We start from the raw sequence: 8,632 nt of genomic DNA, 5'->3' as shown, positions 1-8,632 counted from the left end.
CTCAGCATCATCACGCCCGGAGAACGGAATTGGGGCGCTCTTGTCCCCGAACTCCACTGCATCGTGACCGGCAAGAACAGAGATGATCTGCTGCGCCTAACCGCCGAGAGCATCGCCTTCGCGCTAGAGAGCACTGAAGCCAGTACCAAGTCGGGTCCGGCGACGATCACCCGCCTGGACCAGCTCGACCCCGGCGTCCTGGGAGCCCTTCCCGAACACTACGAAGTGCTATTTCTGGAGCCTGCGCCGATGAATCCGGTCAGCTCGGAAATCGAGCGGGCACTGGCGGCGGCGAACATTTCACAGGCCGAACTGGCGCGGCGCATCCGCAGCAGTCGCTCGGCGGTCAGCCGAATGCTGAGTCCGTTTTACTGGGGCCATTCGCTGGAGGTGCTGAGGCGAGTCGCGGCGGCGCTGGGCGCGGAGTTGTCGGTCCATCTGGTCAGGAAAGCGGCGTAGCGAGATTCAGGATTGCGCGGCGTCGAACTGCGCCAGCCAGACCTAGGCTTCCTGTTCCAGCCGGGGTAGCGCCTCGGTGACCATCAGCCAGACAACAGCGGGCGCAACGTGGCTGTATTCGTGAATGATCCGGTTTCGGAAACGGTTCAGGCGGTTGATCTCACTGATCGGAGGGTTCGGTTCCGCCAGACGAATCTAATTGACCGCCTCGCCAATGATGCCGACCTGGCGCTCTATGGCCGAACGGTGAAGCGCGCTGGCCTCGTATGTTTTAAACGTCAGTCCGGCTTTGAAGTCGTTTACGAGCGCAATCGCTGTCAAGACGCCGCTGAGCCACACCTGGACCCGGCGCTCAGCGGTCATAGATCAGCACCCGGTCCCCCGCGATGGCTCGCCGCAAGTACGGATTGACGATGCTTTCGTCTTCAAGCAGATCGACCGGCGCGGCCAGTTCGGCTTCGAGCGCCTCGGCCAATTCAAAATAGGTGCGGCCATGTTCCAGCGGCGACATCGGCGCAAACGTCACCAGGAAATCGTAGTCACGCGGCGCGGCGGCTCCACGGGCAGCGCTGCCGAACAGCTCCAGGCGCAAGACCCGGTGCGCGGCAGCCAGGGAACGCAGGCGCAGGAGTTGAGGTTCTGGTATCGCCACACGCACGGGTCATTATCCGCCACCGACCCGTCTCCCCAACCGTGACACCGCACTGACCACGCCCGCTCACAATCTGATAGAGTCTACGTTTGGATGCCCGCCCCCGGCATGGCTGTATACGGGCGGGCGTTTGCGTGGCCCCTCTCCCCGAAGCTGTAACCAGTGGGCGGAGTGGTGGCCCCCACTCAAGGAGAAGGCACATGGAATACCGCAACATCGCGATTATCGCGCACGTCGATCACGGCAAAACCACCCTGGTAGACGGCCTCCTGAAGCAGACTTTGATTCTCAAGCACGGTGAAGAGATCGCCGAGCGGGCGATGGACAGCAACGACCTCGAAAAAGAGCGCGGCATCACCATTCTCGCCAAGAACACCGCCGTCGAGTACAAGGGCGTCAAGATCAACATCGTGGACACCCCCGGCCACGCCGATTTCGGTGGCGAGGTCGAGCGCGTCCTGGGCATGGTGGACGGCGCCCTGGTGCTGGTGGACGCGGCGGAAGGCCCCATGCCGCAGACCCGCTTCGTGCTCAGGAAGGCCATCGAGCTGGACCTCAAGATCATCGTGGTCATCAACAAGATCGACCGCCATGACGCCCGCATCACCGAGGTCGTGAACCTGACCTTCGATTTGATGGCCGAACTCGGCGCCAGCGACGAGCAGCTCGATTTCCCGATCCTCTACGCCGTGGCGCGTGAGGGCAAGGCTTACAAGAACCTGGAAGACCCCCAAGAAGACATGCACGAACTCTTCGAGATGGTGCTGGCCGAGATTCCGGCGCCCGGTGTGGACCTGAATGCGCCGTTTCAGATGCTGGTCACCAACCTCGACTACTCCGAGTATCTGGGCCGCATCGTGCTGGGCCGGGTCCAGCGCGGCCAGGTCAAGAAGGGCGAGTACGTCCAGCTCATGCACAAAGACGGCACCATGACCAAGTGCAAGATCGTCCAGCCGTTTACCCACTTCGGCCTGAACCGCATCGAGGCCGACGTGGTGGGCGCGGGTGACATCGTGGCGCTGTCTGGCCTGGAAGACGCCCAGATCGGTGAGACCGTCGCTGACCTGGCCGACCCCGAAGCCCTGCCCATCATCACCGTGGACGAGCCGACGGTCAGCATGACCTTTCAGCCGAACAACGGTCCGTTTGCGGGCAAGGAAGGCAAGTACGTCACCTCGCGCCACCTGAATGACCGCCTGAAAAAAGAAGTCATGACCAACGTGTCGCTCAAGGTCGAAGAGCTGCGCCCCGACGAGTTCGTGGTCTCCGGACGCGGCGAGCTGCACCTGTCGATTCTGCTCGAAACCATGCGCCGCGAGGGCTACGAGCTTCAGGTCGGCGCCCCGCAGGTCATCACCCGCGATATCGACGGCGAGAAGTCCGAGCCCATCGAGCACCTGGTCGTGGACGTGCCGGAGAACTTTTCGAGCACCGTCATCGGCGCGATTACCAGCCGCAAAGGCCAACTGGTCAACATGGAGCCGCAGGGAAGTCGCGTGCGCGTCGAGTTCAAGGTGCCTTCCCGCGCGCTGTTCGGCTTCCGTACCCAGTTTCTGAGCATGACCCAGGGCGAGGGCATCATGAGCCACATCTTCGACGGCTACGCGCCCTGGGCCGGGGAACTCAAGACCCGCCAGAACGGCTCGCTGGTGGCGATGGAGGCCGGAAGCGCCTTCGCCTACTCGATCTGGAAATTGCAGGACCGTGGAAGCTTTTTCATCATGCCTGCCACCGAGGTCTACATCGGTATGATCGTGGGTGAGAACGCCCGTGAGAAAGACATGGACGTCAACGTCACCAAGAACAAGAAGCTCACCAACGTCAGAAGCAGCGGCGCCGACGACGCCCTGAGCCTGACGCCCATCAAGAAGCTGACCCTCGAAGACGCCCTGGAGTACATCGGCGACGACGAACTGGTGGAAATCACGCCCAAGAGCATCCGGCTGCGCAAGAAGATTCTCGAACCCAATATGCGCAAGTAAACCAGTCGGAATGAACCCGCCCCCAGTCGTCATTGACCGGGGGCGGGTTTTTTTATTTTCAGGGCAGAGGGATACGCTTCACATCTGGAAACACGGCCTGATATACCGTGTCGTCGAAGGTCAACAGGCTGGCGCCGTGATGCTCGGCGTGGGCGGCGATCAGGAAATCGGCGGCGATGCGGCGCGGCAATACCCGGTTGCGGCGCTGATCGGCGTAAGCGCGGAACGTCTGCCCGGCCCGCTCCCAGACGGCAGGGGGCATTTCCCAGATCACCTCAATCCCGCTCAGGTTGAGCCAGCCCTCGATTTGCAGCCAGGTTTTGCTGGCACACAACTCGGTGAACACAGGCGGCGAAAGAATCATAAGTTCAGTCGCACCCATCTGGCCCACTAGTGCGCGGGCAACGGCGTGGTTGGCGTCACCAAGATTGAGCGTAGAAAAGATGATGTTGGTGTCGAGCGAGATCAGCGTCACTCCTCGTCCCAGCCGCGTTCACGACGAACGTGAGCCACAGCGTCCGGCATGGTCGGGTCATGGTAGGCGAACTGGTCGATGGTCGACAGGATGTCGGGACGGCTGGGCAGCACTCTGAGCCCCGCGCCCTCGACCTCGAAGGTGACTTTATCCCCAGGTTTGAGCCTCAGCTCCCGCAGGAGTCTGGCCGGAATGGTGACCTGGCCCTTGCTGCTGAGCGTGCCGCGAATTGGAGTGGTCATGGCCAAGGATAGCACGCTTGGCACGCTGCGCTTGGTATCCAATGGTGTCCGCCTTCACCGGCTGCTACCCTACAGGTCATCATGCGTGAACATGAACTGTGGCGCGAAGACTTCGGCACCCACACCGAATACACCCTCTGCCTGGCCGGACCCGCAGGCGAAGCGGCGCGGGCCTCGCTCGGCCCCAGCGCCACACGCATCTGGACCGTCCGGGCCGCCAGTTACGTGAACGCCATGCAGCAGTATTACGACTTCATGGACTGGGGCGACTGCTCTGTAGTTGGCTGCCCGGTGGCTCACGAGACGGACCGGGAGCCCTGCGCCACTGCGGCGCCGACAGCGTTTGGCAACGCGACAGGCGACAACAAAACCTGACCAACGAAGGCAGCGGCCAGCAGTTCCATCAGATGCATCTTGACAGATACATACATGTATGATTGTATCTGTATATGAAACGGACCCAGGAAGACGCCGCGCTGACCCGTGAAGCGCTGCTCATGGCGGCCCTGTCAATTTTCAGTCGTCGGGGGTACGCCGCCAGTACCCTCGCGGAAATCGCCCAGGCGGCTCAAGTTACACGCGGCGCGCTCTATCACCACTTTTCGGGCAAATCGGAGCTGTACACCACCCTGATCGCTCAGGCCGCCCAGCAGCCGGGCATGATTGCGGCGCAGGCCATCGCCGAGGGCGGAGACTTTCTGGAGATCATCCGCCGGGTCTTCGTGCGCCAGCTCGAACTGCTGAGCAGCGACCCGACCTACCGGGCCACCGCCGAACTGGTGATGTTCCGGCTGGAGTACGGGCCGGAGCTGGACACCGCCCACACGCTGCTGAGTGCCGAGCGAGCGGCCACTCTCCGGCTACTGACCGGCGCCTTCGAGGAGGCCAGGGCACAGGGGGCGGTGCGGCGCGACCTCGCACCCGAAGAGCTGAGCCGCAGCTTCATGGCGCTTCAGATCGGCCTGTTCCAGCTCTGGAGTTCAGGTTCGCACACGTTTGATCTGGTAGCCAGTGCCCACGCCCTGGCCGATGTTCTGATCGCCGGGTTGAAGCCGCTGCCTTGAAGTCAGACCCATCTTTTTTTGAATCACAAACATACAGACAAGTACGTATCAAAGGAGTATTGACATGACCACAGCACCACAAATCGACTTTTTTTGGATGACCGGTTCTACCCGTCCAAGCGGTGAAACGTGTTAATCTGGGTGGCGGCTGCGCTGGTCGCCCTCGGCTTGGGGGTGGTGTACCTGCTGTCCACGGCGACCATCGCCATTCCGAAACCCAGCGGGCCGCACGCGGTCGGATTTGCGAGCACGACCATCAGTGACCGGACACGCACCGTCACGCTCGACATCTGGTATCCGGCGTCCAGCACGGAAGGTTGCCGGGCCGCGCCCTACAACGAGGCGGCGCTCAGGGTGGCGCTGGCAAAATATCAGGGCATTCCGGCGAACCTCAACCGCGAGACGCCCTCGTTCGCCTTTCAGGACGCGCCGGTGCTCGGTGGCCGACATCCGGTGGTGATCTTCAATCACGGCTACGGCAGCTTCAGCAAGCAGAACGCCTCCACCACCCAGGAACTCGCCAGCTACGGTTATATGGTGCTCTCACTGGCACATCCCGGCGACTCGCTGATCGCCCAGGATGCCCAGGGCCAGATCGCCGAATTCGACGGCCAGGATGAGGTCTACCAGCAGCTCAGAGTTTCGCAGAAGGCACCAGCCTTCGCAGCCGGGCTGGCCACACACCTGGCTGCTCAGCGCCGGGCCGGTACGCCTGAAGCCCACCTGGCTGCCACCCAGGCCCTGACCCGTGGCCTGCCCTATTCGCTGCTGGGGCCACTGCGCCAGCGCTGGTTTTACGACACCCGGCTGGTCATCACCAGGCTCGCACAGACCAGGCTTTCGCAGGATGAGAGCGACAGCATTTTGAGCGCCGCAGATACCAGCCGGGTCAGCGTCATGGGGCACTCGTTCGGCGGCGTAACCGCGCTGGATATCGCCCGCGATCCGCTCCCCGGCGTCCAGCGGGTCATCGACCTCGACGGCCCCTGGCTCGAAGCACTCGGCGGCGAGGGCGGCAGCAGCTCAGAGCTGAAGGTGCCGGTGCTGGCGCTCCTGAGCACGCAAAATATCCAGCAGCGCCAGGATCTGGGGCTGCACGGCACCTTCGACGCGCCGCTGAGGCAGGGGCGTCACGGCAACCACGCCATCGAGATCGCGGGCACGGCCCACATGAATTTCACGGACCTGAACTTCATCCCCATTCTCAGGCGCTTTTCACCGCTGCTGGGCCGTGTGGACAACCGCCGGATGGCCCGGCTGATGAACCGGGCCATCCTCGAATTTCTGTCGCGTGGTCCGGCGAGCGCGGCAGCGCCCCTGCTGCCTGCTGAACATGATGTCCGCCAGCAGTTCTTCCCACCCGCCGACTGAGCTTGCTACCCTTTGCCCATGCCCACGCCACTCAAACCCACCGTCAGTTTTGATGCCACCCTCGGCTTGCTCGATATCCGGCTGGGGCGGGTGCTGAAGGCAGAGCTGGAACCGTCTGCCCCGAAACCCGCTTACCGCCTGACCATCGACTTCGGCCCGTACGGCACGCGAACGAGCGTGGGGCGCTTCACCTGTCACCCGCCAGAAGACCTGATCGGCAAACAGGTGATGGGCGTGCTGAACCTCACACCGCGCCTGATCGGCGACGTGCTGAGCGAGGTGCTGGTCATCGGCGTTCAGTTCAAAGGGGCCGAGAGCGGCGAGGCGACGTTTCTGACGCCCGCGTTGGAAGGCAAGTTGGGCAGCAAACTGTTCTGAGCTGTCACTTCTTGCAGGTCAAATCCACCCGGAAGCTGGGGTCGGGCACAGTGAAGGCCACACCCTTGTAGCGGTCGGTGATCTTTTTCAGGTTTTCGATCAGCAGCTTCTGGGGGGGCCTGGCGAGCACCTCGGCCCTCTCCAGCTTGGCGTCGGGATACAGCTTGAAGGTGTAGAGAAAGCCCGCGCCCTGCGGCAACTTGGTGTAGGTCTTGTCCTGCCAGCCGTCACGCACGCTCTTGCCCCAACTGTCGCCGTCGGCGAAGGTGAGATTGACCGCGCCGTTGTAGACGACGCCGACATCATCGAGCGTGATGGTCTGGGTAACGCCGTTCCTGGCTTCAATCGTGACCGCCCAGCCGTCACCGTAGTTGTAGCTGCCCGGCGGGTCGGTGACCGGCTCGACCTTGGTGGCCCGCAGCCGCCAGACGCCGTTGAACAGCCACTCGTTCAGGCAGCCGGTCACGCTGGCCTTCTGGTTGGCGCCGCCTGTGCCGCTGCTGGGCGCCGTGGCCGCCACCGCCGCCTTGCCCCCGGTCAGGCTGAGCACGCCGCCGCCGCTGCTGACCTGAACGCCCAGGCTGGGCAGGGCGCTCAGCGGCACGTAGACCTTGCCGCCCACCGTCAAGACTTTTTCAGTGGACACCTTGCCGTTGAGAATCAGCGTCTGGGCCAGGGCGCCGGAACTGGCCGAAGCCGTGAGCAGGAGAACGGGGAGCAGCAGCCGGACGAACAGCGATCTGGTCATGGACGGAGAGTACGAAAGGGGGCGTTAAATGTGCGTCAAAAGCTGCTGGAGCGCAGCACGGCCACATCACACTGGCAGTCTCCGGGCGCAGCCCCACCACAAAGGCGAAGCACCACACCGCCCGCTTCATTCTGTTCAAACCGAAATCCAGCCGCTAGACTCTTCGTATGGCCCCGACCCTCGCCACCCTCCGCGCCGCCGCTTACCGGACGCTGGCGCCACAACCGGACCTTCAAACCGCGCTCAATCAGATGGGCTTTCTCCAGGCCGACCCGATCCGCGCTCCGGCCCGCGCCCAGGACCTGACGCTGATGCAGAGGGTGCCCGGCTACCGCGCCGGAGAGCTGGAGGCCCGCTACGCCGAGCTGGAGGTGGAAGAGGACTACTTCCCCAATTACGGCTTCGTGTCGCGCCCGGTCCGGGGGCTGCTCCACCCCCGCGCTCCCCGCGCCGCCCGCATCGAGCACGACGCGCCGGGCCTGATGGAGCGGGTGCTGGCGCATACGCAGCACACCGGTGAGCTGCATCCGCGCATGGCGGGCGAGGTCTTCGGGCGCACGCGGGTGGCCAACAACTGGGGCGGCGGCTCCAACGCCACCACCCGCGCCCTGGAGGCGCTGCACCACGCCGGTCACCTCCGGGTCGTGCGGCGCGAGGCGGGCATCAAGGTCTTTGGCCCGGCAACTGTGCCCGCCAATGTGCTGACCCAGGCTGAGCGGCTGCGGGCGCTGGTGATGGTCCTGGCGCGGCTGTACGCCCCCGCCTCCGAGCCGGGGTTGCGGCTGCTGGTGGGACTGTCGCACTACGGGATGCCCGGTCTGCTGGCCGAGTTGCGCGCCGAACTGAAGGCGGCGGTAAACGACGGGGCCTTGACGTCGGCGAAAGTGGACGGCCTGAGCTACCTGTGGCCTGAAGGCACCGAGCTGGACAGTATGTCAGCCGCCACGTCAGCTTCCGGCGTGCGAATCGTCGGCCCCTTCGACCCGCTGATCTGGGACCGGCGCCGCTTTGAACACCTGCACGGCTGGACTTACCGCTTCGAGGCGTACACCCCGCCCGCCAGACGGGTCATGGGCTACTACGCGCTGCCGCTGTTTCTGGCGGACAAGGCGGTGGGCTGGGCCAACCTGAGCGTCAAGGGCGGTGAATTGGTGTCTGACATCGGGCTGATCCCTGGCCTGCGGCGCACCGCCGCCTTCGAGAAGGGGCTGAAGGCCGAGCTGGAGCGCTACCGGAGGTTTCTGGGACTGGTTATCTGAGA

At 63.8% G+C, this 8,632-nt stretch carries 13 protein-coding genes; 7 read left to right on the top strand and 6 right to left on the bottom strand.

Translation table 11 applies throughout. The annotated features are described in order from the left end of the window. A partial coding sequence (locus Q0R23_RS09175; protein ID WP_293912318.1) for a helix-turn-helix transcriptional regulator occupies positions 1-459 on the top strand: 459 nt, incomplete at its 5' end. 42 nt (positions 460-501) lie between these two features. On the opposite strand, the gene Q0R23_RS18505 is transcribed toward Q0R23_RS09175, so the two are convergent. The 3 genes from Q0R23_RS18505 to Q0R23_RS09165 are packed head-to-tail and all read right to left on the bottom strand — an operon-like array spanning position 502 to position 1,111. Further along, on the bottom strand, positions 502-618 hold the full coding sequence (locus Q0R23_RS18505; RefSeq protein ID WP_366520410.1) for a HepT-like ribonuclease domain-containing protein: 117 nt from the start codon (positions 616-618) through the stop codon (positions 502-504). Between the two features lie 36 nt (positions 619-654). After that, on the bottom strand, positions 655-822 hold the full coding sequence (locus Q0R23_RS09170) for a hypothetical protein (protein WP_293912315.1): 168 nt from the start codon (positions 820-822) through the stop codon (positions 655-657). Beyond that, on the bottom strand, positions 812-1,111 hold the full coding sequence (locus tag Q0R23_RS09165; RefSeq protein ID WP_293912314.1) for a nucleotidyltransferase domain-containing protein: 300 nt from the start codon (positions 1,109-1,111) through the stop codon (positions 812-814). The genes Q0R23_RS09170 and Q0R23_RS09165 overlap by 11 nt, the downstream gene beginning before the upstream one ends. Positions 1,112-1,311: 200 nt before the next feature. Here Q0R23_RS09165 and typA point away from each other — a divergent pair, with 200 nt between their 5' ends. After that, complete coding sequence (typA, locus tag Q0R23_RS09160) at positions 1,312-3,093, top strand: translational GTPase TypA (protein WP_293912313.1); 1,782 nt, start codon at positions 1,312-1,314, stop codon at positions 3,091-3,093. A gap of 58 nt (positions 3,094-3,151) precedes the next feature. On the opposite strand, the gene Q0R23_RS09155 is transcribed toward typA, so the two are convergent. Both Q0R23_RS09155 and Q0R23_RS09150 read right to left on the bottom strand, forming a co-directional pair. Further along, a complete protein-coding gene (locus tag Q0R23_RS09155) occupies positions 3,152-3,568 on the bottom strand; it encodes a PIN domain-containing protein (protein ID WP_293912310.1) in 417 nt (138 codons plus the stop codon). After that, positions 3,565-3,810 (bottom strand): AbrB/MazE/SpoVT family DNA-binding domain-containing protein, encoded by a 246-nt coding sequence (locus Q0R23_RS09150; RefSeq protein WP_293912307.1) that lies wholly within the window; start codon positions 3,808-3,810, stop codon positions 3,565-3,567. The genes Q0R23_RS09155 and Q0R23_RS09150 overlap by 4 nt, the downstream gene beginning before the upstream one ends. Positions 3,811-3,891: 81 nt before the next feature. Here Q0R23_RS09150 and Q0R23_RS09145 point away from each other — a divergent pair, with 81 nt between their 5' ends. From Q0R23_RS09145 to Q0R23_RS09130, 4 genes are all read left to right on the top strand, one after another. Beyond that, complete coding sequence (locus tag Q0R23_RS09145) at positions 3,892-4,185, top strand: hypothetical protein (protein WP_293912304.1); 294 nt, start codon at positions 3,892-3,894, stop codon at positions 4,183-4,185. A 74-nt stretch (positions 4,186-4,259) separates the two neighbouring features. Then, positions 4,260-4,874, top strand: coding sequence for a TetR family transcriptional regulator (locus tag Q0R23_RS09140; protein WP_293912301.1), 615 nt, complete (start codon positions 4,260-4,262; stop codon positions 4,872-4,874). 129 nt (positions 4,875-5,003) lie between these two features. Further along, positions 5,004-6,245: a hypothetical protein gene (locus tag Q0R23_RS09135; protein WP_293912299.1), complete on the top strand. Its 1,242-nt coding sequence runs from the start codon at positions 5,004-5,006 to the stop codon at positions 6,243-6,245. An 18-nt stretch (positions 6,246-6,263) separates the two neighbouring features. Beyond that, positions 6,264-6,623, top strand: a complete 360-nt coding sequence (locus Q0R23_RS09130) for a tRNA-binding protein (protein WP_293912296.1) — start codon at positions 6,264-6,266, stop codon at positions 6,621-6,623. Positions 6,624-6,627: 4 nt separating this feature from the next. Here Q0R23_RS09130 and Q0R23_RS09125 read toward each other — a convergent pair whose 3' ends face one another. Beyond that, positions 6,628-7,371, bottom strand: coding sequence for a hypothetical protein (locus tag Q0R23_RS09125; RefSeq protein WP_293912295.1), 744 nt, complete (start codon positions 7,369-7,371; stop codon positions 6,628-6,630). A gap of 167 nt (positions 7,372-7,538) precedes the next feature. Between Q0R23_RS09125 and Q0R23_RS09120 the strand changes: the two genes are divergently transcribed. Then, complete coding sequence (locus tag Q0R23_RS09120) at positions 7,539-8,630, top strand: crosslink repair DNA glycosylase YcaQ family protein (RefSeq protein WP_293912294.1); 1,092 nt, start codon at positions 7,539-7,541, stop codon at positions 8,628-8,630. Positions 8,631-8,632: the final 2 nt, after the last annotated feature.

It is taken from the genome of Deinococcus sp. (genome assembly GCF_025362455.1).
GTDB lineage: Bacteria > Deinococcota > Deinococci > Deinococcales > Deinococcaceae > Deinococcus.
This window is presented reverse-complemented; position numbering and strand designations above follow the sequence as displayed.